This is a genomic window from Pseudotabrizicola formosa (genome assembly GCF_002900965.1).
GTDB classification, from domain to species: domain Bacteria; phylum Pseudomonadota; class Alphaproteobacteria; order Rhodobacterales; family Rhodobacteraceae; genus Pseudotabrizicola; species Pseudotabrizicola formosa.
Genome location: NZ_PJOM01000002.1, coordinates 703,681 through 725,744, shown reverse-complemented (window position 1 = coordinate 725,744; position 22,064 = coordinate 703,681). Strand labels below are relative to the sequence as shown.

The 22,064-nt window shown below is 64.1% G+C and carries 23 protein-coding genes; 6 read left to right on the top strand and 17 right to left on the bottom strand.

Annotated elements, in window-relative coordinates; all coding sequences use genetic code 11:
* From scpB to CXR43_RS07460, 10 genes are all read right to left on the bottom strand, one after another.
* A complete protein-coding gene (gene scpB / locus CXR43_RS07505) occupies positions 1-654 on the bottom strand; it encodes an SMC-Scp complex subunit ScpB (RefSeq protein WP_246831306.1) in 654 nt (217 codons plus the stop codon).
* Positions 651-1,445 carry a segregation and condensation protein A gene (locus CXR43_RS07500; protein WP_210402063.1) on the bottom strand — a complete coding sequence of 265 codons (795 nt, stop codon included), beginning with the start codon at positions 1,443-1,445 and terminating at the stop codon, positions 651-653. Before CXR43_RS07500 ends, scpB begins: the two co-directional genes overlap by 4 nt.
* The gene (locus CXR43_RS07495; protein ID WP_103333397.1) at positions 1,438-2,445 is read right to left on the bottom strand and encodes a glycoside hydrolase family 3 N-terminal domain-containing protein; all 1,008 of its coding nucleotides are present in this window, start codon (positions 2,443-2,445) and stop codon (positions 1,438-1,440) included. The genes CXR43_RS07500 and CXR43_RS07495 overlap by 8 nt, the downstream gene beginning before the upstream one ends.
* The gene (locus CXR43_RS07490; protein ID WP_103333396.1) at positions 2,442-3,416 is read right to left on the bottom strand and encodes an SPOR domain-containing protein; all 975 of its coding nucleotides are present in this window, start codon (positions 3,414-3,416) and stop codon (positions 2,442-2,444) included. Before CXR43_RS07490 ends, CXR43_RS07495 begins: the two co-directional genes overlap by 4 nt.
* A 63-nt stretch (positions 3,417-3,479) precedes the next feature.
* Positions 3,480-5,222 (bottom strand): arginine--tRNA ligase, encoded by a 1,743-nt coding sequence (gene argS / locus CXR43_RS07485; protein WP_103333395.1) that lies wholly within the window; start codon positions 5,220-5,222, stop codon positions 3,480-3,482.
* A gap of 58 nt (positions 5,223-5,280) precedes the next feature.
* A complete protein-coding gene (locus CXR43_RS07480; protein WP_103333394.1) occupies positions 5,281-5,754 on the bottom strand; it encodes a holin family protein in 474 nt (157 codons plus the stop codon).
* Complete coding sequence (locus tag CXR43_RS07475) at positions 5,745-6,371, bottom strand: holin-associated N-acetylmuramidase (protein ID WP_103334095.1); 627 nt, start codon at positions 6,369-6,371, stop codon at positions 5,745-5,747. Before CXR43_RS07475 ends, CXR43_RS07480 begins: the two co-directional genes overlap by 10 nt.
* Positions 6,372-6,464: 93 nt before the next feature.
* The gene (gene ccmE, locus CXR43_RS07470; RefSeq protein ID WP_103333393.1) at positions 6,465-6,914 is read right to left on the bottom strand and encodes a cytochrome c maturation protein CcmE; all 450 of its coding nucleotides are present in this window, start codon (positions 6,912-6,914) and stop codon (positions 6,465-6,467) included.
* A gap of 117 nt (positions 6,915-7,031) precedes the next feature.
* The gene (gene murI / locus CXR43_RS07465) at positions 7,032-7,844 is read right to left on the bottom strand and encodes a glutamate racemase (RefSeq protein WP_103333392.1); all 813 of its coding nucleotides are present in this window, start codon (positions 7,842-7,844) and stop codon (positions 7,032-7,034) included.
* 44 nt (positions 7,845-7,888) lie between these two features.
* On the bottom strand, positions 7,889-8,767 hold the full coding sequence (locus CXR43_RS07460; protein ID WP_103334094.1) for a lysophospholipid acyltransferase family protein: 879 nt from the start codon (positions 8,765-8,767) through the stop codon (positions 7,889-7,891).
* Between the two features lie 219 nt (positions 8,768-8,986).
* On the opposite strand from CXR43_RS07460, the gene CXR43_RS07455 reads away from it, so the two are divergent.
* From CXR43_RS07455 to grxD, 4 genes are all read left to right on the top strand, one after another.
* On the top strand, positions 8,987-9,883 hold the full coding sequence (locus CXR43_RS07455; RefSeq protein ID WP_103333391.1) for a LysR family transcriptional regulator: 897 nt from the start codon (positions 8,987-8,989) through the stop codon (positions 9,881-9,883).
* A gap of 390 nt (positions 9,884-10,273) precedes the next feature.
* Positions 10,274-12,436 carry a phosphoribosylformylglycinamidine synthase subunit PurL gene (gene purL / locus CXR43_RS07450; RefSeq protein ID WP_103333390.1) on the top strand — a complete coding sequence of 721 codons (2,163 nt, stop codon included), beginning with the start codon at positions 10,274-10,276 and terminating at the stop codon, positions 12,434-12,436.
* Between the two features lie 70 nt (positions 12,437-12,506).
* Positions 12,507-12,743, top strand: a complete 237-nt coding sequence (locus CXR43_RS07445) for a BolA/IbaG family iron-sulfur metabolism protein (protein ID WP_103333389.1) — start codon at positions 12,507-12,509, stop codon at positions 12,741-12,743.
* 16 nt (positions 12,744-12,759) lie between these two features.
* Complete coding sequence (gene grxD / locus CXR43_RS07440; protein ID WP_103333388.1) at positions 12,760-13,122, top strand: Grx4 family monothiol glutaredoxin; 363 nt, start codon at positions 12,760-12,762, stop codon at positions 13,120-13,122.
* Between the two features lie 62 nt (positions 13,123-13,184).
* Here grxD and CXR43_RS07435 read toward each other — a convergent pair whose 3' ends face one another.
* The 3 genes from CXR43_RS07435 to CXR43_RS07425 are packed head-to-tail and all read right to left on the bottom strand — an operon-like array spanning position 13,185 to position 14,408.
* Positions 13,185-13,514 (bottom strand): MliC family protein, encoded by a 330-nt coding sequence (locus tag CXR43_RS07435; protein WP_103333387.1) that lies wholly within the window; start codon positions 13,512-13,514, stop codon positions 13,185-13,187.
* Complete coding sequence (locus tag CXR43_RS07430; protein ID WP_103333386.1) at positions 13,511-13,885, bottom strand: cell division protein ZapA; 375 nt, start codon at positions 13,883-13,885, stop codon at positions 13,511-13,513. The genes CXR43_RS07435 and CXR43_RS07430 overlap by 4 nt, the downstream gene beginning before the upstream one ends.
* Positions 13,878-14,408: a hypothetical protein gene (locus CXR43_RS07425; RefSeq protein WP_103333385.1), complete on the bottom strand. Its 531-nt coding sequence runs from the start codon at positions 14,406-14,408 to the stop codon at positions 13,878-13,880. The genes CXR43_RS07430 and CXR43_RS07425 overlap by 8 nt, the downstream gene beginning before the upstream one ends.
* A 207-nt stretch (positions 14,409-14,615) precedes the next feature.
* Here CXR43_RS07425 and tkt point away from each other — a divergent pair, with 207 nt between their 5' ends.
* A complete protein-coding gene (gene tkt, locus CXR43_RS07420; RefSeq protein WP_103333384.1) occupies positions 14,616-16,631 on the top strand; it encodes a transketolase in 2,016 nt (671 codons plus the stop codon).
* 124 nt (positions 16,632-16,755) lie between these two features.
* Here tkt and CXR43_RS07415 read toward each other — a convergent pair whose 3' ends face one another.
* On the bottom strand, positions 16,756-17,823 hold the full coding sequence (locus tag CXR43_RS07415) for a dipeptidase (protein WP_103333383.1): 1,068 nt from the start codon (positions 17,821-17,823) through the stop codon (positions 16,756-16,758).
* Between the two features lie 454 nt (positions 17,824-18,277).
* Between CXR43_RS07415 and CXR43_RS07410 the strand changes: the two genes are divergently transcribed.
* Positions 18,278-18,616: a TfoX/Sxy family protein gene (locus CXR43_RS07410; RefSeq protein WP_103334093.1), complete on the top strand. Its 339-nt coding sequence runs from the start codon at positions 18,278-18,280 to the stop codon at positions 18,614-18,616.
* A gap of 27 nt (positions 18,617-18,643) precedes the next feature.
* Here the strand turns inward: CXR43_RS07410 and ndk are convergent, their stop codons facing one another.
* The 3 genes from ndk to CXR43_RS07395 all read right to left on the bottom strand — a co-directional run bounded on the left by ndk (position 18,644) and on the right by CXR43_RS07395 (position 22,032).
* Positions 18,644-19,066, bottom strand: a complete 423-nt coding sequence (ndk, locus tag CXR43_RS07405) for a nucleoside-diphosphate kinase (RefSeq protein WP_103333382.1) — start codon at positions 19,064-19,066, stop codon at positions 18,644-18,646.
* Positions 19,067-19,168: 102 nt separating this feature from the next.
* Positions 19,169-20,629: a ribosome biogenesis GTPase Der gene (der, locus tag CXR43_RS07400; RefSeq protein ID WP_103333381.1), complete on the bottom strand. Its 1,461-nt coding sequence runs from the start codon at positions 20,627-20,629 to the stop codon at positions 19,169-19,171.
* A 53-nt stretch (positions 20,630-20,682) separates the two neighbouring features.
* On the bottom strand, positions 20,683-22,032 hold the full coding sequence (locus CXR43_RS07395; protein ID WP_246831305.1) for an outer membrane protein assembly factor BamB family protein: 1,350 nt from the start codon (positions 22,030-22,032) through the stop codon (positions 20,683-20,685).
* Between the last annotated feature and the right edge of the window lie 32 nt (positions 22,033-22,064).

Sequence of the window (22,064 nt, the reverse complement as noted above, 5' to 3'; positions counted from 1 at the left end):
TCAATCCTCAAACAATTCGCTCTGGCCGGAAGTGGCCTCTTCCTCGTCATCATCGGCCTTTTGCATCGAGCCGGGCAAGGGCCGATTGTCCAGAAGGCCCGCCGCCCGCAATTCCTTGATCCCCGGCAGATCACGGGCCGATTCCAGGCCGAAATGGTCCAGGAACTGCTCGGTCACCACAAAGGTCACCGGGCGGCCCGGCGTCATCCGGCGGCGGCCCAGCCGGATCCAGTCCAGTTCCATCAGCTGATCCACCGTCCCGCGCGACACGGCCACGCCGCGGATTTCCTCGATCTCGGCCCGGGTCACCGGCTGATGATAGGCCACGATCGCCAGCGTTTCGATCGCCGCGCGCGACAGTTTGCGGCTTTCCACCGTTTCCTTGCGCATCAGATGGCCCAGATCTGCGGCGGTGCGCATGGCCCAGGCATCGCCCACCCGCACCAGATGCACCCCGCGCCCGTCATAGCGTTTGCGCAGATAGGCCAGCGCCTCGGCCGGGTCGCAGCCATGCGGCATGCGGGCCGCCAGTTCCGCCACCGTCACCGGTTCGGCACTGGCAAACAGAATCGCCTCGACCATGCGTTCCTGCTCGCCCATGGGCGGGGCCTCGAACAGGCTTTTCTCGACAGGATCCATGGCTGGCCCGGTCATGCCGTGCCGCGCCGGATCTGGATCGGGGCAAACATCTCACCCTGCCGCAGCTCGATCTGGCCGCGCTTGGCCATTTCCAGAATGGCTGCGAAATGGGCGGCAGTAGAAGACCGGCGGCGCATTGGCGTGGCCTCCCAGCCTTCCGGCAGAAAGCTGGTCAGATCGGCCCAGTCCCCGACATAGCCGATCAGCCCGCGCATCCGGTCCAGCGCCTGCTCCATTGTGAACACATGGTCACGATCCATCACAAAGGGCCGGAATTCATCCTTGGTGCGGATACGGGCATAGGCGCGCATCAGATCCAGCAAGGTGGCGTCATAGCGCACCTCACGGTGATGACGGATGGTTTCGGGAACGCCCCGGGCAAAGAAATCACGGCCCAGCTGATCGCGCGCCATCAACCGCGCCGCCGCCTCGCGCATCGCCTGCAACCGTTCCAGCTGGAAGGCCAGATGGGCGGCCAGATCCTCGGCACTTGGCCCGTCCTCGCCGGGTTCGGGGGGCAGCAGCAGGCGCGACTTCAAAAACGCGAGCCAGGCCGCCATCACCAGATAATCCGCCGCCAGCTCGATCCGCAGGCTTTGCGCCTTTTGCACAAAGCCCAGGTATTGCTCGGCCAGTTCCAGTACCGAAATCTTGCGCAGATCCACCTTTTGCGTGCGGCTGAGCGTCAGCAAAAGATCCAGCGGCCCCTCAAACCCATCGACATCGACGATCAGCGCCTCGGCGGCCATCCGGTCCGCCGGAGCCAGACGGTCCTCGCCCCAGTCGTCGGCAATGGTGTCAGACATGCGCATCCCCGGACATCAGACCCCGAAATTCGGCGTCCAAAGCCGCGATGTCAACGGGGTCGGGCGCATGGCGGGCGTCCAGCGCGCGCTGCGCCCGGGCGCGGATGGCCGGGGTCTGGTCCCCACACGCCGCGGCGACCGCCTGCATCTCGGCCAGATCGCCCTTGCAATGCAAGGCGATGTCGCAGCCTGCCGCCATCGAGGCCGCCGTGCGTTCGGCCAGGCTGCCGTGCAGCGCCTGCATGTTCAGATCGTCTGTCATCAGCAGCCCGTGAAAGCCGATATCCTCGCGGATCACCCGGATCATCTGGGGGCTTTGCGTGGCGGGCCGGTCATCATAGGCGGAAAAGACGACATGCGCCGTCATCGCCATCGGCAGATGGTTCAGCGCCTTGAACGGCACAAAATCCGTCGCCGTCAACTCGGCGCGTGAGGCTGTGACCGTGGGCAGATCGTGATGCGTGTCTGCCGACGCGCGGCCATGGCCGGGCAGATGCTTGATCACCGGCAAAACGCCCCCCGCCAGATGGCCGTCGGCGACAACCGACGAAATGGCGGAAACCATCGCCGGATCAGTGCCATAGCAGCGGTTCTTCAGAAACGGGTGCGTGGCATCCCCCGCCACATCGGCACAGGGCGCGCAATTGGCATCCACCCCCACGCCGCGCAATTCATGCGCGATGATGCGCGCGCGGACCCACATGGCGCGCTGCGGATCGCGCGCGCCTGCCACAGTCTCCAGAGGCGGGGCCCAGTCGCGCCAATGGGGCGCGCGCAGCCGCTGCACCCGCCCGCCTTCCTGATCGATCAGCACCGGCGCGTCGCGCCCCACCGCATCGCGCAACGCAGCGGTCAGCGCCCGCAGTTGCACCGGGTTTTCAACATTGCGGGCGAACAGGATGAACCCGAACGGATCGGCCTCGCGGAAGAACGCTGTCTCTTGCGCCGTCAGCTTTGGCCCCGCGCAGCCAAAGATCGCGGCAAGCCTGCCTGTCGTCATCTATGGGCAACCGGGATACAGGCGGCATTTTCCGCCAACAGCGCGGCACAAAAGCGGCGGGCGTCATCCTCCCCGTCAAACCCATGCGCGCGCAGGCGATAGAAGGTGCGCCCCCCCGATTGTGCCGATTGCACCACCAGCGATTTGCCGGTCATCAGATCGCCAAAGCGGTCGCGCACCCTGTCCCATTCGGCCCGCGCGATTTCGGCGCTGTCAAAGGCCCCCAGCTGCACCAGCCTTGTGCCGACGCTCAGGGTCGCGGGGTCGATTTCGGGGCTGGTCGGGCGGCTGGCACTGACAGGCTCTGCCGCGACGTCCGCTGCGAAGGCGGGCTCTGGCCGCGCCTTCGGGCGGATGGCCCCGGCACCACCCTGCGCCGGGGCCTCCAGCGCAGCACCCTCGTCCAGCGGTTCCAATGGCGGGGCTTGCCCCAAGGCCTCGGCCAAGGCCATCGCCACAGCATCCTGTGTGGTCACGGGTTGAGGGGCAGCCAAAGCCTCTGACGGCAGGGCCTCGGCAATCAGCGCCCCGATAGCATCCGGCGCGGCCACAGTTTGGGGCGCTGTCTGGCCCGACGGGGCCAGCTCCGGCGCGGATGCCACCGCGACCGGGTCAAGCGGTGACAGGCCGGGCGCATCCTCGGCGGTCAGATCCATCGGTGGCGGGGCCAGAATGATTTCTGCGGGCAGACCGGCTGCCCCCCCCGCGGCGGCCACCACATTAACCGCCATGCCCTGATGGTCGGCAATGCTGCCACCCGGATTGGGCGGGGCCACCCGCATCGGCCCTTCGATGGCGCGGATCACCGGCACGCCCGACACATCGCGCACCGCCAGACGATAGCCCCACAGGGCCATGCCAGCAATCAGCGCCAGCGAACACAGTGCGCCGGTCAGGTGGATCAGCTTTTGCGCCTGCCCGCCGCTCATACGGGGCGGCGCCCCATACTCATCAAAATCGATTTCCGCCATGCTCTGCCTCGATCAGACGGTTTGCCCGTCTTGTTGCCTGCGTCACCGGCGGGGCGCTGTTGATCAGCGCATTTCCTCGGCCGGAGTCACCCCAAGGATACCAAGACCCGAGCAAATGACAACGCCCACGGCCCGCACCAGTGCGATTTTCGCCTGAGATGTTGCCGTATCGTCCTGCAAGAACCGCAAGGACACATCATCATTGCCCCGGTTCCACAGCCCGTGCAGGTCTGACGCCAGCTCATAGAGGTAGAACGCCACCCGGTGCGGTTCATTTCCGCGCGCGGCAATGTCCACCAGACGCGGCCATTCCGCCAGCTTCTTGGCCACCGCGATTTCCGCTACGTGGTCGAGTTTCGACAGATCCGCCGCCGCCAGCGTGGCGTCCGACACATCGACCCCGGCCTCGCGCGCCTTGCGCAGGATGGAATTTACGCGCGCATTGGCATATTGCACATAAAACACCGGATTGTCTTTCGACTGTTCCAGCACCTTGTCAAAGTCGAAGTCCAGCGCCACGTCATTCTTGCGAGTCAGCATGATGAAACGGGTGACATCGGCGCCCGCAAGCTCCACCACGTCGCGCAAGGTGACAAAGGTGCCCGCGCGCTTGGACATCTTGAACGGCTCACCGTTTTTCCACAGCTTGACCAGCTGGACCAGCTTGATGTCCAGCGGCACCCGCCCGCCTGACAGGGCCGATACCGCCGCCTTCATCCGCTTGACATAGCCGCCGTGATCGGCGCCGAAAATATCGATCAGCTGATCATAGCCGCGCTGCACCTTGTCGAAGTGATAGGCGATATCGGGCGCGAAATAGGTCCAGCTGCCATCGGATTTCTGCACCGGGCGGTCCACATCATCGCCATGGGCGGTGCTGCGGAACAGGGTCTGCTCGCGCGGTTCCCAATCTTCGGGCTCTTTGCCTTTCGGCGGCTCCAGCACGCCCTCATAGATCAGATCCATATCCTTGAGCGTCTGAATCGCCGCCTCGATCTTGCCGGTGCCGTAAAGCGCCTTTTCCGAGGAATACAGGTCCATCGACACACCCAAGGATGCCAGATCCTCGCGGATCATCTGCATCATCCGTTGGGTGGCAAACTCGCGCACATCGGCCAGCCAGTATTGCTCACCCTTGTCCAGCAGCGTGTCGCCATAGGTGTCCTTCAGCGCCTCGCCCACCGGAATGAGGTATTCGCCGGGATACAGCCCTTCGCGGATTTCGGGGCTCAGACCATGCGCCTGCCGGTAGCGCTCATAGGCCGAACGTGCCAGCACATCGACCTGCGCGCCCCCGTCATTGATGTAATATTCCCGGGTCACGTCCCAGCCGGCAAAGGCCAGCAGATTGGCCAATGCATCGCCCACCACAGCCCCGCGCACATGGCCCACATGCATCGGGCCCGTCGGATTGGCCGAGACGAATTCCACGTTCACCTTGCGGCCCTTGCCCACATCCGCACGACCGAAATCGGTGCCTTGCGCCAAGACCGCCTTGACCAGACCCTGCCAAAGGCCGGGTGCCAGCCGCAGGTTAAGAAAGCCCGGCCCCGCAACATCGGCGGCGGTGATGCGTGGATCGGCCAGCAGCTTGGCCGCCAGCGCATCGGCAATCGCGCGCGGCTGTTTGCCCGCAGGCTTGGCCAGCACCATCGCGGCATTGGTCGCCATGTCCCCATGCGCGGCATCGCGGGGCGGCTCTACCGCTACGGCCGCAAAATCCAGCCCCCCGGGCAGCGTGCCTTCGGCCTGCATTTCGGTCAATGCGGTCAGAACGGTGGCGCGGATATCGGCGAAAAGGTTCATCTGATCAAATCCTGTCTTGCGCCCTCCGCCATGCCAGAGGGCGCAACTCAGGTCAAGTTCAGCCGTTGCCGCGCCAATCGTCCAATGCGGGATTATCCCCGGATACGGCCCCGTTTTGCGCAACCGCAGCCCCACCGCGATGGCGGAAATAATAGGTTTCCCGCGCGCCGAAGTAGAAGGCCACCACCGCCCCCAGCAGCCACCACAAAGGCTCTGGCACGGCGTTCAGCCCCACCATGCGCTGCGCAAAAGACACAGGATCGACCATGGCATAGACAAACAGCCCCAGCGTGCCAAAGGCCAGCATCGGGCGCGGCAGACGGTTCAGCCCGTTCACCAGCCGGTCAAACCAGCCCAGCGCCGGATGGCCGTATTCGTCCCCCAGCTGGCGCAAGGCGGCCATCTGCGCCTCGGCCGACAGTTCCATCCGCCGGGTGGCAGAGGGCACGAAGACTTCGGATATGCCCTTTGCTGCGGTGCCCAGTGCCGAAACCGCGCCCGGCCCGCCCAACACCTTGCCAATCAACCCCATTTTGCCACCCGTGCCATGTGTTGCGCCTCCGTCAGATGATAGCGCGGGCTGATGAACTCTTCGGCCCGGGTGATCCAGCCGCCCTTGCCGCCATCCCTGCGGCGGGCAAACTTGCGGCTTTGCGGGCGACTGTCGGCCAGCGCGTAATAGTAGTTGCGCCGCGCGATGCCATAAGCATCGGCAAAATGGTTCGGTGCCGCCTCATAGGCACTTTGCGCGGCCCTGATCGTCTGAGGCCCGATCATCCCGTCGGGATCACAGGGAAAGCCCATATCGGTGCACAGCCGTTGCAGGATCTTCACCGCATTGGGCCCGGCATTCACATACATGTCAAAGACCGAGGCCTGCACCACTTCGGGCAGCGCGGAAAGTCCGGGCCGTCTGAAATAATGCTCGATAAAGACATCCACGGCCTGATTGCGGGTCAAGGCCCGCACATCGGCCACGTCGATCCGGCCATCCCGGGTCACATCCAGCCCCAAGCGGCGCAGGGTGCCGATGGTGACACCATGGTTGGTGGCCCCTCCGGGATCGTCAGGATCATTCACAAAGCCGCCCTCGCGGGCGACGATGGCTTCGGCAAGCTGCCGTACGTCTGGCTGTCGTAACTCTGTCATGGGCATCCCCGGCGTGGTGACGCTCCCCCATGACAAGGGTGACAAGACGGGGTTAACCGGTGCGAAAGCCTGCGCGCGCCGGATCAGTCCCCGTCAACTGTCGGTATTGGCATCCTGATACACGCCCTGCTCTTTCAAAGCGTCGATCACTTCGGCGGGCATATAGGTCTCGTCATGCTTGGCCAGGATTTCGGTCGCAATAAAGATGCCGTCTTCCATCGACCCGGTGCCGACCATGCCCTGACCTTCGGAAAACAGATCCGGCAGGATACCGGTGTAGCGCACGGGAATGGTCTGGTTGGTATCGGTCACCCGAAAGCTGACCGTCTCGGACAGGCCGCGCTGGATGCTGCCCTCTTCGACCAGACCGCCGATGCGGAACACCTCGCCCACCCGCGGCGGGTCCTCCACCACCTGCGTCGGGCTGCGGAAAAAGTTGATGCCGTCCTTCATGGCATAACCGATCAGACCGGTGGACACGGCCAGCGCCACAAAGGCCAGCACGATGATCTGCACCCGCCGTTGCTTTTTGAGCCCCTTCATCCCCGCCATGATCTGTCCTCCGTCCGGTTGCGCCCCTGATGTGGGGTCAAACCCGGGCCATGTCGAGTTGTTCTAATGCCGCAACCCGCAGATGTGAATGATCAGGATCAAAGCCGTTCAGGCCGCCTCAAAGATGATGCGGCGGCGCAGGAACTGGGTGGCCTTGGAGGACACTGCCTTCGGGTTGCCGGTGGTCAGGAATTTCGACTCTGTCCCGGCCCCCAGCATCTCGGGGCGGCGGACCAGATAATCGGCCAGCGACTCGGCCACCAGATTGGCCTGGCTGAACACCTTCACATCCGGCCCCAACGCGTCCTGGAACGTTGCCTCCATCAGCGGGTAATGCGTGCAGCCCAGCACCGCCGCCTGCGGATGTGGCATCCGGCGCATCAGTGCCTCGACATGGCTGCGCACCAGCGCCTCCGCCAGGATCTCATCGCCCTGCTCGATCGCATCGACCACACCGCCGCAGGGCTGCGCCTCGACATCCACCCCGATGGCGCGAAACGCAAGCTCGCGCTGAAACGCGCGGCTGGCCACGGTGGCCGGGGTCGCAAACAGCGCCACATGGCGCACCGCCACTTCGCGCGGCGGCGAGTTGTCGCCCCATTGCCGCTCGGTCAGCGCCTCGATCATCGGGACGAACACCCCCAGCACCCGCTTGTCTGCCGGCACCCAGGTTTCCTGCATCCGCTTGAGGGCTGCGGCAGAGGCGGTGTTGCAGGCCAGGATCACCAGATCGCAGCCCTCCTCCCACAGCCGCTCCACCGCGGCGCAGGTCAGGTTGAAGATGTCCTCATGCGTGCGCACGCCGTAAGGCGCATGGGCGTTGTCACCCAGATAGACCAGCGGCAAATCTGGCAGGCGACGCGTGATGGCGTCCAGCACCGTCAACCCGCCAATGCCGCTGTCAAAAACCCCGACCGCCATGCCTGCCCCCACCCTCTGCGCCTGTTGCGGGCGCCTGGGCCCGGTCAGCGCGTTTTGTATTTTGCCTCGAATTCGTGACCGGCAGCATAGGACCGTAACGGATGCGGTGAAAGATCGTATGTGGCCTTGCGCAAAAATTCCATCATCCGGGTCGGGTCCGCCTTCAGCGGGGCCAGATCGCAGGCGGCGATCGGCTTGCCGATCACCACGCGCACCGGTTCATCCATCCGCGCCCGGAACTCCTTTATCAACAGGCCCAGCCGCAAGGTGTAATGCACATGGCTGGCAATCTGGAACAGGCGCGAATTGTGACCGTCAAAATAGACCGGCACCACCGTGGCATCCGACTTTGCAATCATCTTGGCGGTAAAGTTGCGCCAGCCCGGGTCCATCGGCCGCGAAGTGAAGGGGCGCGCACTGGTCGAAACTGTGCCGCCCGGAAACACCCCGATCGCCCCGCCCTGCCCCAGATAGCGCAAGGCCTCAGCCCGGGTGTCCAGATTGAGCTTTACCGCCTCTTTCGTCTCATCAAAGCAAATCGGCAGCACCACCCGGTTCAACGCCTCGGCCCGGCGGAACACCGAATTGGCCAGAATGCGGAAATCGCCGCGCACCCGGTCCAGCAGATGGCCCATCATCAACCCGTCCAGAATGCCGAACGGATGATTGGCGATCAGCACCAAGGGCCCGGTCGCCGGAATATTGCTCACCTCTCCGCCCACAACTTCAAGGCTCAGCCCATAGCGTTCGGGCACCACATCCCAGAAGCTGCGACCGCGCGCCATCTCATCTTCATAGCCCGCCGCGCGCTTGATCAGGGCCAGCCGCCCCGTCGCATTTTCCAGCGCGCGGATCAGCACCGCCCCCGCCCGGCTTGACGCTGACGAGGCATAGGAAATGTCACGCGCACCACCCTGCTGCATAGCTTTGCTCCCTCCACGCGCCGCTTGATCGCTGCCGCCTGATCCCTGCATGTCGCCGGTTCAGGTAACGGCGATATGACAGCCGCTCTGCCCCCCTGCGGTAGGACGAAAAGGCCACGCCTTTGGCACTATCTCTGCCCGAAAAGCATTTACAAGCGATTGATTCTCCCGTCATGAGGCGGGCCGTGATAGCGTTTGGCTTTCGCAAAGGGTTTGACGATGGACTGGGACAAGCTGCGCATTTTTCACGCCGTTGCCGACAAGGGCAGCCTGACGCATGCCGGGGATGTGCTGCACCTGTCGCAATCCGCCGTCAGCCGCCAGATCCGCGCGCTGGAAGAAAGCCTGTCTGTCACCCTGTTTCACCGCCACGCGCGCGGGCTGATCCTGACCGAACAGGGTGAGCTTTTGTTTGATGCCACCCAAGCCATGGCCAAACGGCTGGAGGCGACCGCCGCCCGCATCCGCGATTCCGAGGATGAGGTGTTTGGCGAATTGCGCGTCACCACCACCACCGGCTTTGGCACGCTGTGGCTCGCCCCGCGACTGGCGAACCTGTACAAGAAATACCCCAGCCTCAAGATTGACCTGATGCTGGAAGAACGCGTGCTCGACCTGCCGATGCGCGAAGCCGATGTGGCCATCCGCATGAAGGAACCGTCCCAAGCAGATCTGATCCGCAAACGGCTGATGAACATCAAGATGCGGCTTTATGCGTCGCCGGAATACCTCGCGGAACAGGGCACGCCCCTCGCAATGACCGATTTCTCGCAGCACCGGCTGATCGCCCAGCACGCTGGTGTGCCACAGGTGGCGGCGGGGGCCTCGCTGGTGCAGGAACTGATGGCGCATGACATCCCCTCCACCCTGACGGTCAACAACTACTTTGGCGTGCTGCAAGGCGTGCTCAATCACCTCGGCATCGGTGTTCTGCCCGATTACATCACCGAGGATTTCCCGCATCTGGTCCGCGTGCTGCCCGATACCGAAAGCGCCGAAGTGCCGGTTTTTCTGGCCTATCCGGAAGAGCTGCGCCATTCCAAACGCGTGGCCGCCTTCCGCGAATTCGTGACCGAAGAGATCTTTGCCTATCGCAAGCGGCAGCAGGTGGAATGATCCGCTGCGCGGCCAGCCCGCGCAGCCATGCACTCAGCGCATAGCGGACATGCCGCATCAGCAGCCTGTTTCCACTTGCCCCGAATCCCAAGCATGCCTAGATCCACCCATGAAGCGAGCGGTTGAGCGGTTGCTCTTGTTCGCTTCATACCTCCCTGTTGGACTTAGGCCGAGCTTTTGCTCGGCCTTTTTTTTGCCTTTCCGGGTGATGATGCAAAAATAATCGCCAAACCCCCATCTGCGCCCGGATTGCGGGCACAACCAAGACGCTGCCTGCCCCATCCGGCCCCGCTGCCCGCCCGCGACGGGCGCTTTCACGCCATTGCCCCTTCCCCTCTGGCCGCCTTTCGCCTAAAGCGCAGACACGAGTCCGCATCGGGGAATCCAGACATGACCGAACCCGCAATCACGCCGGAGTTGATCGCCAAGCACGGGATCAAACCCGATGAATATGCGCGGATCCTCGACATTATCGGGCGCGAGCCGAACTTTACCGAGCTTGGCATTTTCTCGGCGATGTGGAACGAACATTGCTCCTACAAGTCATCGAAAAAATGGCTGCGCACCTTGCCCACCACCGGGCCACAGGTGATCTGCGGCCCCGGTGAGAATGCCGGTGTGGTCGATATCGGCGACGGGCAGGCGGTCATCTTCAAGATGGAAAGCCACAATCACCCCAGCTATATCGAGCCGCATCAGGGGGCTGCTACCGGCGTGGGCGGCATCCTGCGCGATGTGTTCACCATGGGCGCGCGGCCCATTGCCGCGATGAACGCGCTGTCCTTCGGCCTGCCCTCGCATCCGAAAACCGCCTATCTGGTCAAGGGCGTGGTCGAAGGCGTGGGCGGCTACGGCAATGCCTTTGGCGTGCCCACCGTCGGCGGCGAGGTTCGGTTTCACAAATCCTACAATGGCAATTGTCTGGTCAACGCCTTTGCCGCCGGTCTGGCCGATGCCGACAAGATCTTCTACTCCGTCGCCTCGGGTGTCGGCATGCCGGTTGTGTATCTCGGTGCGAAAACCGGGCGCGATGGTGTCGGCGGGGCCACCATGGCCAGCGCTGAATTCGACGATACCATCGAGGAAAAGCGCCCCACCGTGCAGGTCGGCGACCCCTTCACCGAAAAGCGCTTGCTGGAGGCCTGTCTGGAACTGATGGCATCCGGTGCCGTGATTTCCATTCAGGACATGGGCGCTGCCGGCCTGACCTGTTCGGCGGTGGAAATGGGCGACAAGGGCGGCCTTGGCATCAAGCTGCAACTGGCCGATGTGCCGCAGCGCGAAACCAACATGACCGCTTATGAGATGATGCTGTCGGAATCCCAGGAACGGATGCTGATGGTGCTCAAGCCCGAACTGGAGGATGTGGCGCGCGCGATCTTCGCCAAATGGGATCTGGATTTCGCCATCGTCGGCGAGACCATCCCCGAAGACCGCTTCCTTATCCTGCATGGCAATGACATCAAGGCCGACCTGCCGCTGTCCAAACTGTCCTCCACCGCGCCGGAATATGACCGCCCCTGGGTGGAAACCCCCGCCGCAGCCCCCTTGGGCGATATCCCTGCCATTACCCCGCTCGATGCCCTGCGCGCGTTGATCAGCAGCCCTTCCTATGCCCACAAGGCATGGGTGTGGGAGCAATACGATTCCCAGGTCGGTGCAGATACCGTCATCACCCCCGGCCTGCCCGCCGGTGTGGTGCGGGTGCATGGCACCAAAAAGGCGCTGGCCTTCACCTCTGACGTGACGCCGCGCTATGTCAAAGCCAACCCGTTTGAAGGCGGCAAGCAAGCGGTGGCCGAAGCCTACCGCAACCTGACCGCGATGGGGGCGACGCCGCTTGCCACCACCGACAACCTGAACTTCGGCAACCCCGAAAAGCCCGAAATCATGGGGCAGCTTGTGGGGGCCATCAAGGGCATCGGCGCGGCTGTGGCGGCGCTGGATATGCCCATCGTGTCGGGCAATGTCTCGCTTTACAACGAAACCGATGGCTCCGGCATCCTGCCCACGCCCACCATCGGCGCGGTCGGCATTCTGCCGACGCTCGATCATCTGATCCACGGCGCGCCAAAATCGGGCGATCTGGCGGTGCTGATCGGCCCCACCGGCAGCCATCTGGGCCAGTCGGCCCTGCTGGCCGAAGCCTTCGGGATGGACAGCGGCGATGCCCCCCCGGTCGATCTGGCGGCAGAAAAACGCCACGGCGACTTCATCCGTGCGCAGGCACGCGTGTTGCGTTGCTGTTCAGATCTGTCCGATGGCGGTCTGGCCCTGACGGCCTTCGAGATGGCCGAGGCGGCGGGTCTGGGCGTGGCCTTGGAAACCGGCGACATCGCCGCCCTGTTCGGCGAAGATCAGGCCCGCTATCTGGTGGCGATTGACCCGAAGACCCTCCACGGACTCAAATCCGCTGGCCATTCTGCCGGGGTGCCGGTCACGGTCGTCGGGCGGTTCGGCGGCGATACGGTGGCGCTGGGGGATCAGTCGGCCCCGCTCAAAGACCTCAGCCAGACCTATCGCACCGCCTTTGCAACGGCGCTTGGCCTGTAACGGCGCAAACCCGCCTTGCAGCCGAGGCCCGCGCAGCCTAGATTTGACATAGGTAAAACAGGAGCCGCCCATGCCGATCGACGCCCGCGACATTGAAACCCTGATCCGTGCCAGCTTTCCGCAGGCGCGCATTACGGTTCAGGGCGATGATGGCCAGCATTTCTCGGCCGAAGTGGTCGATGAATCCTTCCGGGGCCTGAACCGCGTGCAGCAACAGCGCGCCGTTTACGCCGCCCTGAAAGGCAAGATGGACGGATCGCAGGGCGAATTGCACGCGCTGGCGCTGACCACCCGCGCCCCGGAATAATCAAAGGAACACGCTGATGAGCGCTCAAGACCAGATCAAGGACACTGTCGAAAAGAACGACGTGGTGCTGTTCATGAAGGGCACCAAAATGATGCCGCAATGCGGGTTTTCCTCCCGCGTGGCAGGCGTTCTCAATTACATGGGCGTCGAATTTGCCGATGTGAACGTGCTGGCCGATCAGGAGATCCGTCAGGGCATCAAGGATTTCTCGGACTGGCCCACCATCCCACAGCTTTACGTCAAAGGCGAATTTGTCGGCGGCTGTGATATCGTCACCGAAATGACCCTGTCAGGAGAGCTTGACGCCTTGTTCGAAGCCAAGGGCGTCACCTATGACAAGGACGCTGCCAACAAGATCCGCGAAGCCAACGCGTCTTAAGGTGTCGCTTCAACATTTAGTCGCATCTATATGAAAAGGCCCGCAAAACCTGCGGGCCTTTTTCAGCTCTGTTCTCGGCAGGACAACAAGGGCACCTCTGCACCCCCTTCGCGCCAGGAAATCACCGCTTCATCACCCTTGGACCACAGCACATAGCTGGCCCCGTCCGATGGCCAGGCATAGCGCGCGCCAGAGGCTGCCACCTCCTGATACAGCAGGATCTGGCGGCCCTCGATCTGCAACACCACCAGCGCATCCTCTGGCCCGGTCACAAAAGTGGCCGGAACCTCTACCCCGCGATCACAGGCATAGCGCAGGTTCTGGACCAGCATCGGTTCAGCCCCGGCCTGCGAGGCCAGCGCCATCAGGCCCATGGCCAGCGCCGCCCTCACCCCTGCGCCCGCTCTTCGATGCGATCGGCCAGCGCCTCGGCCCTTGCGGCGATTTCCGCCATCGTCTCATAGACTTGTGGCGGTATCACCGGCACCTCGACCTTTTCGACGGGCGCTGCGGGCCGCGCCTGCAGCACAGCCAGCCGCTCTTTCAGCAGCCGGTTCTCATCTTCCAGCGCCGCCGTCTTGTCGGCCAGCATCAGGCCCGACATCAGCAGCATCCGCGCCTCGGGCATCCGCCCCATCTGTTGCACCAAAGGGTCGGCTTCGGCATTCAGCAGCGCGGCAGCAGATTGCAGAAAATGCTCTTCGCCGGCCTGACAGGCGACCTGAAACTCCCGCCCGCCGATCAACACTGTCACATCAGGCATCCTGGGCCACCTCCTCTTGTCGCGGCGCAAGCGGGTCCAGCGCAGCGATCAGCTCGTCCAGCTCCGCCGCTTCGGCAGCACGCAGGCTGCGCAGGGCTTCAAGCTCGGTCAGCATCGCCTTGTTGATCAGATGCGGCTCCACCCGGTCCTCGGCCTGGGCCTCGATCATCAGGCGCAGCTGCTCGCGCAGGCCCACCACGGTTTTCTTCAACCGCTGCATTTCCAGCCCCTGGCTGTCCAGCAGGCGGCTCAGCCGTTCGATCTCGGCCTCCAGCTCGGGCGTTTTGTCGGCAACCGGCGCCCGCTGCGCGGCGCGCAAGCGGTCGTGCAGCTGCGATACCCGCATCCGTTCTTCATCCAGCGCTTCGTTCAGGCGCGCGATCTCGGCTTCCGCCACGCCATCGGCCAGCGTCGCCACCGGCCCGTCAGACGCTGCTTCCCGCGCTGACAGGCTTTCCACCCCGTCGCCAATCCGCATAAGCGCCGCTGCAATCCGACGCTCCAATTCGGCAATGTTATCCATGCCCCCTCTTTCCCGGCTGTCCCGGTGTTTGCTCTGCCCAAGGCAAGGGTGCGAATCGCAGCCTTGCAGGTCAACCCTGATCTTAGCGTAAACAAAGCGTAAGGACCGCCCCATATCGACACCAGCCGGGCCGGCGTGCTTGATCTTGCCGTCCGGGGTGGTAAGGAACCCATGACACGCATAGATCCCAGAATGAGGAGCCCGGCCTTGGACATCCAGACCCTGCGCAACCGCCACCCCGATCATTGGATGCGTGCCACCGCGATCCGCGCCCTGACGCTGGATGCCGTGGCCGCCGCCAATTCGGGCCATTCGGGCATGCCGATGGGCATGGCAGATGTGGCGACCGTTCTGTTTGCCAATCACCTGAAGTTCGACGCAAGCGCCCCGCGCTGGCCCGACCGTGACCGTTTCATCCTGTCGGCAGGCCATGGCTCGATGCTGCTCTACTCTTTGATGTATCTGACCGGCTATGCCGACATGACACTGGAGCAAGTCAAGAACTTCCGCCAATGGGGGGCGATCACCGCAGGCCACCCGGAATATGGCCATGTCCAAGGTGTGGAAACCACCACCGGCCCGCTGGGTCAGGGCATTTCCAACGCGGTCGGCTTTGCCATGGCCGAAGAATCGCTGCGCGCCCGCTGGGGCGCGCAGGTGCAGGATCATTACACTTATGTCATCGCCGGTGACGGCTGCCTGATGGAGGGCGTGTCCCAAGAAGCCATCGGTCTGGCGGGCAGGCTCAAACTGTCGCGGCTGATCGTGTTGTGGGATGACAATGGCATCACCATCGACGGCAAGGTGTCCTTGTCGGATGTCACCGATCAGGGCGCGCGCTTTGCCGCCTCGGGCTGGGACGTTTTCGCCTGCGACGGGCATGATCCCGAAGACATCGACCGCGCCATCACCGCCGCCAAAGCCTCGCCCCGCCCGGCGATGATCGCCTGCAAGACCCACATCGCCATCGGCCATGCCGCACAAGACACCTCCAAGGGCCATGGCGCGCTGACCGACAAGGCGCAGCTGCAATCCGCCAAAGACGGTTACGGCTGGCCCGGTGGGCCTTTCGAAGTGCCGGCCGATGTCAAATCCTGGTGGGAAGCCGTGGGGGCCAGGGGGGCCGAGGCCCGCAGCGCCTGGGACAAACGCCTGGCAGCGCTTTCGCCCACCAAGCAGGCCGAATTTGCCCGGATCTTTGCCGGTGACGCGCCGGCCAAGCTGGCCGCGACCATCCGGGGCGTGAAAAAGCAGGCGGTTGAGGACATGCCGAAACTTGCCACCCGTGCCGCATCGGAGAAGGTGCTGGCGGCGGTCAACCCGGTGATGCAGGAAACCATCGGCGGATCGGCAGACCTTACGGGATCGAACAACACCAAGACCGCTGATATGGGCGTGTTCTCGGACGAAAACCGCAAGGGTCGCTATGTCTATTACGGTATCCGCGAACATGGCATGGCGGCAGCGATGAACGGTCTGGCCCTGCACGGCGGCGTGCGGGCCTATGGCGGCACCTTCATGTGCTTTACCGATTATGCCCGCCCGTCGATGCGCCTGTCGGCACTGATGGGGGTTCCGGTGGTCTATGTCATGACCCATGACTCCATCGGTCTGGGCGAGGATGGCCCGACCCATCAGCCGGTCGAGCATCTGGCGATCAGCCGCGCCACGCCCAACACCTATGTCATCCGTCCTGCCGATCTGGTGGAAACCGCCGAGGCCTGGGACGTGGCGCTGTCCTCCAAGACCACGCCCACCGTTCTGGCCCTGTCGCGGCAGAACCTGCCGGCCGTGCGCAAGACCCACACCAACCAGAACATGGTCGCCAAGGGGGCCTATGTGCTGGAAGAGGCCACCGCCAAGCGTCAGGTTATCCTGATGGCCACCGGGTCCGAGGTGGAAATCGCGCTCAAGGCCCGTGCGCTGCTGGAGGGCGAGGGCATCGGCACCCGCGTGGTCTCCATGCCGTGCTGGGAGCTGTTCGCCCAGCAGGATGCCAGCTATCGCCGCAAGGTGCTGCCGCCCGGTGCGGTGCGCATTGCCATTGAGGCAGGCACGCGCTTTGGCTGGGACACCTGGCTGTTCGGCGAAGGCGGCAAGCGCGACAAGGGGGATTTCGTCGGCATGACCGGCTTTGGGGCCTCTGCCCCGGCGGAACGGCTCTATGCCGAATTCGGCATCACCGCCGAGGCGGCGGTCGCCAAGGCCAAGGCGCTGTTGTAGGGCTTTGGGGATGTGACAAGAAAGGCCCGTGCTGCTGCGCGGGCCTTTTGACGTTGATGGGGGGCCAGCCCCCCGGCGCGTGCCGCGCCGCCCCCCGGGATATTTATGAACAGATAATGGGGGATCAGTGGCCCCAGGTGCGGTGCAGGACACGCATCCAGTTGTCCCAGCACAGTTTCTGCATCAGGTCCGGGGTGACGCCATGTGCGGCAAGCGCCGCCGTCAGCACCGGCAGACCGGTCACATCGCCCAGGGGTGCCGGGATGGCCGCGCCGTCGAAATCGGAACCGAAGCCGACGTGATCCTCGCCCAGATGTGCAATCAGGTGGTCCAGGTGGCGCAACAGCGGGTCCAGCGTCATGTCGGGCGATCTGCGCCCATCTTCCCGCAGAAACACGGTGGCGAAGTTGATGCCGACCATGCCGCCAGAGTCGCGGATCAGGCCAAGCTGGCGGTCTGTCAGGTTGCGCGTCGATGGCGTGATGGCCCAGGCGTTGGAATGGGTGGCGACCAGCGGCGCATCCGACAGCCGTGCCACATCCTCGACGCCCTTGGCGTTCAGATGGCTCAGATCGATCATGATCCGCAAGCGGTTGCAATCGCGCACCAGCCGCATGCCCGCCTCGGTCAGCCCTGGTCCGGTATCGGGGTCACCGGGAAAGCGGAACGGCACGCCATGGCCAAAGAGGGTCGGCCTGCTCCACACCGGACCCAGCGACCGCAGGCCGCGGGCGTGAAAATCATGCAGGATTGCGCCATCGCCGTCCAGCGCCTCGGCGCCTTCCATATGCATGACCCCGGCGATGACCCCCTCCGCCCGCGCCGCCGCGATCTGTGCCACCGAGGTGCAGAGCCGGAAGGCACCGCCGCTGCTGTCCGCCATCCAGTGCAGATCATCGGCCATGGTCTGCGCCACGCGCAGGGCCATCGCTTGCGCCAGCGGCGCGGGCAGTGGCAGATCATAGGGCGGGGCATCCATCAGCGCATCCAGCCCTGCCGCCGCCTCGCTGCCCTGAGATGGCACATAGATCGCGAACATCCCCCCGGCAAAGCCGCTTTGTTGCATCCGTGGCAGATCCAGATGTCCCTTGCCCTCGCCGGTCAGCCAGATGTCCTCGCGCCGGTCGGGTGCGGCGAACAGGCGCAACAACAGATCGTTGTGGCCATCGAAAACAGGAATGGGCGAAGTCATCTGTGGTCCTTCAGGTCATGTAAGCCGCGTCAAACCAAGTGCTACAGCATTCGGCACCGCCTGCAAGGCATCGCGCGGTGCGGTATCGGCGCGTCTTTGCCGTCCGAGCCGGGCAACGACAGCGTGATCGCTTCGCCTGTTGCAGCTTCTCCACAGCCAGACTAAAGCGTCGCCGCACTGTCATGATTTGGACTTGTTGCGGCCACGCGTCGTGACAAGGTTGAAAGAACGGCAGGCAAACGGTCAGATGGAGCACAAAATGACCCCCCAGCAGAATGCAACGCCCCAGCAGGGTGGCCAACAGCAGCAGGGCGGCAAACCCGCGCCCCAGCAGCAAGGTGGCACACCGGTCTTCAAGGACTGGGCGTCAATCTGAAAAGCACAAAAAGAACAGCCTTGAACAGGGCGGGGTCAGCGGTCACGCTGGCCCCGTTCTGACTCTGAGGGGGCAATGGTGTCTGATCCGGTTTCCGCTATTCCCAACCTTGGCCCGGCGTCGGAACGCGCCTTTGCCCGGGCCGGCATCCACATCGCCACCGACCTGCGCGCGATCGGGCCTGATGAAGCCTATCGCCGCCTGCTGCTGTCGGGCACACCGCCGCATTTCATCGGCTATTACGTGCTGGTGATGGGGTTGCAGGGCCGTCCCTGGAACGATTGCAAGGGTGCCGAGAAAGCCGCGCTGCGCAAGCGCTTTGATGCCATCACGGGCAGCACCCTTGGCACAATGGAAAAGGGCCGCTCCGATCTGGAGGCGGCCCTTTCGTTTTTTGGTGTCGTCGAAAAGACCTAGAAGGCCGGACCGACTGTACGGCGGGCCTTAGCCAACCAGTTCAAGACCCGAGAAGAAGAACGCGATCTCGCGCGCGGCCGAGTCGGCGCTGTCAGAGCCGTGGACCGAGTTTTCACCCTTGGACAGCGCAAAATCCTTGCGGATCGTGCCGTCATCGGCCTGTGCCGGATCGGTGGCCCCCATCACTTCGCGGTTCTTGGCAATGGCGCCTTCGCCTTCCAGAACCTGAACCACAACCGGCTCGGACGCCATGAAGTCACACAGCTCGCCGTAAAAGCCGCGCTCTTTGTGCTCGGCATAGAATTCGCCAGCCTGGGCCGCCGACAGGTGGATGCGCTTGGAGGCGACGACGCGCAGACCGGCCTCTTCGAATTTGGCCACGATCTTGCCGGTCAGATTGCGGCGGGTGGCGTCGGGTTTGATGATGGAAAGCGTGCGTTCGATGGCCATTTCGGCGTCTCCTGATGTGGGTCAAGGCCCCTGCCTTGCGCCCGTGTTCTGCGGCGCGTCCCTAGCATGGGGCGCGGATGATGAAAACCCCGTGAAACAGGGCTATTTCTTGTCCATATGCTTGCGCAGACGGCTTGGGGTGTGGAATTTGCGTTCCTTGAACGGGTTGTCATTCGCCTGAGAGCGGAGGAACAGCCGGATCGGCGTGCCCGGCATATCAAAATGTTCGCGCAAGCCATTGACCAGATAGCGTTTGTAGCTGTCGGCCAGCTCTTCGGGGCGCGAGCATTTGATGACGAATCCTGGCGGGCGGGTCTTGACCTGCGTCATATACCGCAGCTTGATCCGGTGGCCGCCCGGGGCTGGCGGCGGATGCGCCTCGGTCATCGCGCCCAGCCAGGTGTTCAGCCGGTTGGTGGTGATGCGCTTGTTCCAGGTGTCATGCGCGCGGCGGATGGCGTCATGCAGACGGTCCAGACCGCGCCCGGTTTTTGCCGATACGGTCACCAGAGGCGCGCCGCGCAACTGCGGCAGCAGGCGGTCGAACATTTCCTTCAGCTCGGCCAGCTTGTCCTGCTTTTCATCCTCCAGATCCCATTTGTTGACCGCGATCACCACGGCGCGGCCTTCGGATTCGGCATAATCTGCGATCCGCAAGTCCTGGGATTCAAAAGGAATATCGACGTCGAGCAGCACCACGACCACTTCGGCAAAGCGCACGGCGCGCAAGCCATCAGCAACCGAGAGTTTTTCAAGCTTTTCAACGACTTTGGCGCGTTTGCGCATCCCCGCCGTGTCAAAGATCCGGATCGGCGTGCCCAACCAGTCGGATTTGACCGAAATCGCATCGCGGGTGATCCCGGCCTCTGGCCCGGTCAGCAGACGATCTTGGCCGATGATCTTGTTGATCAGCGTGGATTTTCCCGCATTGGGCCGCCCGATCACCGCAATCTGCAGCGGTTTCTTGACCGTGGGCCGGTGCGCGAATTCATCCGCCTCCAGCTCGGCATCTTCTTCCGAGATATCCACATCGGTCAGCGGCGTGTTCTCGGCCTCGCGCTCGGCAAACTCGCCTTCCAAGGGCTTGAGAAGACGGTACAAATCGTCCATCCCCTCACCATGTTCGGCAGAAATGCGCAACGGCTCGCCCAGACCCAGCGACCAGGCCTCCAGCGCGCCTTCTTCGCCGGCGCGGCCTTCGGCCTTGTTGACGCCCAAAATCACCCGGGCGGCTTTCTTGCGCAGGATCTCGGCAAAGACCTCATCCGTCGGGTTCACGCCGACACGGCCATCAATCAGGAACAGGCAGACATCGGCCATATCGACCGCCCGTTCGGTCAGCCGCCGCATCCGGCCTTGAAGCGAGTCATCGGTGACCTCTTCCAGACCGGCGGTGTCAATCACGGTAAAGCGCAGGTCGAACAGCTTGGCGTCGCCCTCGCGCAGATCGCGGGTCACCCCCGGCTGGTCATCGACCAGGGCCAGCTTGCGCCCGACAAGGCGGTTGAAAAGCGTGGATTTGCCCACATTGGGGCGGCCCACGATGGCGAGGGTAAAGCTCATGTCTTATACGGGTCCGGTATCATTCAAGCCGTTCCCCATACAGGGCTTTGGCCTTAACGGAAAGCGTGAAGTTGCCCGTTCGTGCTGACAACATAAAGCACGCCGCCTGCAAGGGCCGGTGCCGCTGCCGCGCCGCCGGGAATCTGGGCCGTGCCCACCAGCGTGCCATCAGTGGCGTTGAACTGGCGCAACAGACCATCGCCCGACACCACGATCACCCGGCCCCCAGCCAGAACCGGGCCATAATGCGCGGTGATGGCCTGATGCCTGCGTGGATTGGCATTCTCGAAATAGGGCATGTCGGCCAGCCAGATCACCTCGCCGGTGGCGGCGTCCAGACGCACCAGACGCGCCTCGTCATTTACCACAAAGACCGATCCACCCACCACCAGCGGCGGGTTCATCGCCCCCTCTACCGCGGTCCAGATCCGCTCGCCCGAGCCTGCGTTGATCGCGGCGGTCCGGCCTGCGGCGGTGCCGGCATAGATCGTGCTGCCCACGATCACCGGATCGCCGGTCAGATCGGTCAGCCCCTGATAGCCGCGGCCGGGGCGTTGCCCGGTCACCGGCGCGCCCCAGACCCGCACGCCGTTCAGGCGCAGGGCCGAGACAAGTTCGCCGCTGGGGAAAGGGAAAATCACGGTACGATCGGTCACCGCCGGAGCGGCAGAGCCAGAGACCGCCAGCGCATTGGGCAGGCCCGGCACGGTCCATTCCACCTTGCCATTGCGCGCATCCACCGCCCAGCCCGCGCCATCGCGGGTAGAAACGTAGACCGTGCCGCCATCATAGGCAGGCGCGCCCGATACCGGGCTTGCCAGACGCTGGCGCCAGAGCACAGCGCCGTTGCTGGCCTGCAGGGCCACCAGTTCGCCATAGCCCGTCGCCACAAACACCATGCCGCCGCCAAGCGCCACACCGCCGCCCGACACATCGCCACCCCGGTCGAACGGCGCGGTCAGATCGGCTTGCCACAGCGTGGCCCCGTTGGTGCCAGTGGCCACCACCAGCGCATTGCTGTCCATCGTGACGATCCGGCCATCAGCCACGACCGGAGAGGTGGTCAGGCGGTTCTTGCGGCTGGACCCGGCCCCGATATTGGCGCTCCACACCCGTGCAGGCGCGGCGGAGAGCCGCCCATGGGGCGAGGCGTGGCGGGCCGAGCCGCCGCGGTGGCTCCACTCGGCATTGGCCACGGCGGCGGGCAGTGCAATCGGCACGCTCTGGTTCGGCGGCAGCGCAGAGGGGGCCACCGGGGCCGGTTGCCCTTCGACGCGAAGCGAGGCATCCAGATCGGCGCGCACCGGAAAGCGTTCGCCCGGCAGGATCAGTTCGCGTTCGCACGCAGACAGCAGCAGGGCGGCGGTCATCGCCGAGAGCCCCAGCCAGCACTTCTGTTTCACCACTCGCTTCACTCCCACGGTCCCCACCCAGC

Bases quoted from the DNA above. Each gene is read 5' to 3' on its own strand.
- scpB (WP_246831306.1), bottom strand. From the start codon at position 654: ATGACCGGGCCAGCCATGGATCCTGTCGAGAAAAGCCTGTTCGAGGCC.
- CXR43_RS07500 (WP_210402063.1), bottom strand. From the start codon at position 1,445: ATGTCTGACACCATTGCCGACGACTGGGGCGAGGACCGTCTGGCTCCG.
- CXR43_RS07495 (WP_103333397.1), bottom strand. From the start codon at position 2,445: ATGACGACAGGCAGGCTTGCCGCGATCTTTGGCTGCGCGGGGCCAAAG.
- CXR43_RS07490 (WP_103333396.1), bottom strand. From the start codon at position 3,416: ATGGCGGAAATCGATTTTGATGAGTATGGGGCGCCGCCCCGTATGAGC.
- argS (WP_103333395.1), bottom strand. From the start codon at position 5,222: ATGAACCTTTTCGCCGATATCCGCGCCACCGTTCTGACCGCATTGACC.
- CXR43_RS07480 (WP_103333394.1), bottom strand. From the start codon at position 5,754: ATGGGGTTGATTGGCAAGGTGTTGGGCGGGCCGGGCGCGGTTTCGGCA.
- CXR43_RS07475 (WP_103334095.1), bottom strand. From the start codon at position 6,371: ATGACAGAGTTACGACAGCCAGACGTACGGCAGCTTGCCGAAGCCATC.
- ccmE (WP_103333393.1), bottom strand. From the start codon at position 6,914: ATGAAGGGGCTCAAAAAGCAACGGCGGGTGCAGATCATCGTGCTGGCC.
- murI (WP_103333392.1), bottom strand. From the start codon at position 7,844: ATGGCGGTCGGGGTTTTTGACAGCGGCATTGGCGGGTTGACGGTGCTG.
- CXR43_RS07460 (WP_103334094.1), bottom strand. From the start codon at position 8,767: ATGCAGCAGGGTGGTGCGCGTGACATTTCCTATGCCTCGTCAGCGTCA.
- CXR43_RS07455 (WP_103333391.1), top strand. From the start codon at position 8,987: ATGGACTGGGACAAGCTGCGCATTTTTCACGCCGTTGCCGACAAGGGC.
- purL (WP_103333390.1), top strand. From the start codon at position 10,274: ATGACCGAACCCGCAATCACGCCGGAGTTGATCGCCAAGCACGGGATC.
- CXR43_RS07445 (WP_103333389.1), top strand. From the start codon at position 12,507: ATGCCGATCGACGCCCGCGACATTGAAACCCTGATCCGTGCCAGCTTT.
- grxD (WP_103333388.1), top strand. From the start codon at position 12,760: ATGAGCGCTCAAGACCAGATCAAGGACACTGTCGAAAAGAACGACGTG.
- CXR43_RS07430 (WP_103333386.1), bottom strand. From the start codon at position 13,885: ATGCCTGATGTGACAGTGTTGATCGGCGGGCGGGAGTTTCAGGTCGCC.
- CXR43_RS07425 (WP_103333385.1), bottom strand. From the start codon at position 14,408: ATGGATAACATTGCCGAATTGGAGCGTCGGATTGCAGCGGCGCTTATG.
- CXR43_RS07415 (WP_103333383.1), bottom strand. From the start codon at position 17,823: ATGACTTCGCCCATTCCTGTTTTCGATGGCCACAACGATCTGTTGTTG.
- ndk (WP_103333382.1), bottom strand. From the start codon at position 19,066: ATGGCCATCGAACGCACGCTTTCCATCATCAAACCCGACGCCACCCGC.
- der (WP_103333381.1), bottom strand. From the start codon at position 20,629: ATGAGCTTTACCCTCGCCATCGTGGGCCGCCCCAATGTGGGCAAATCC.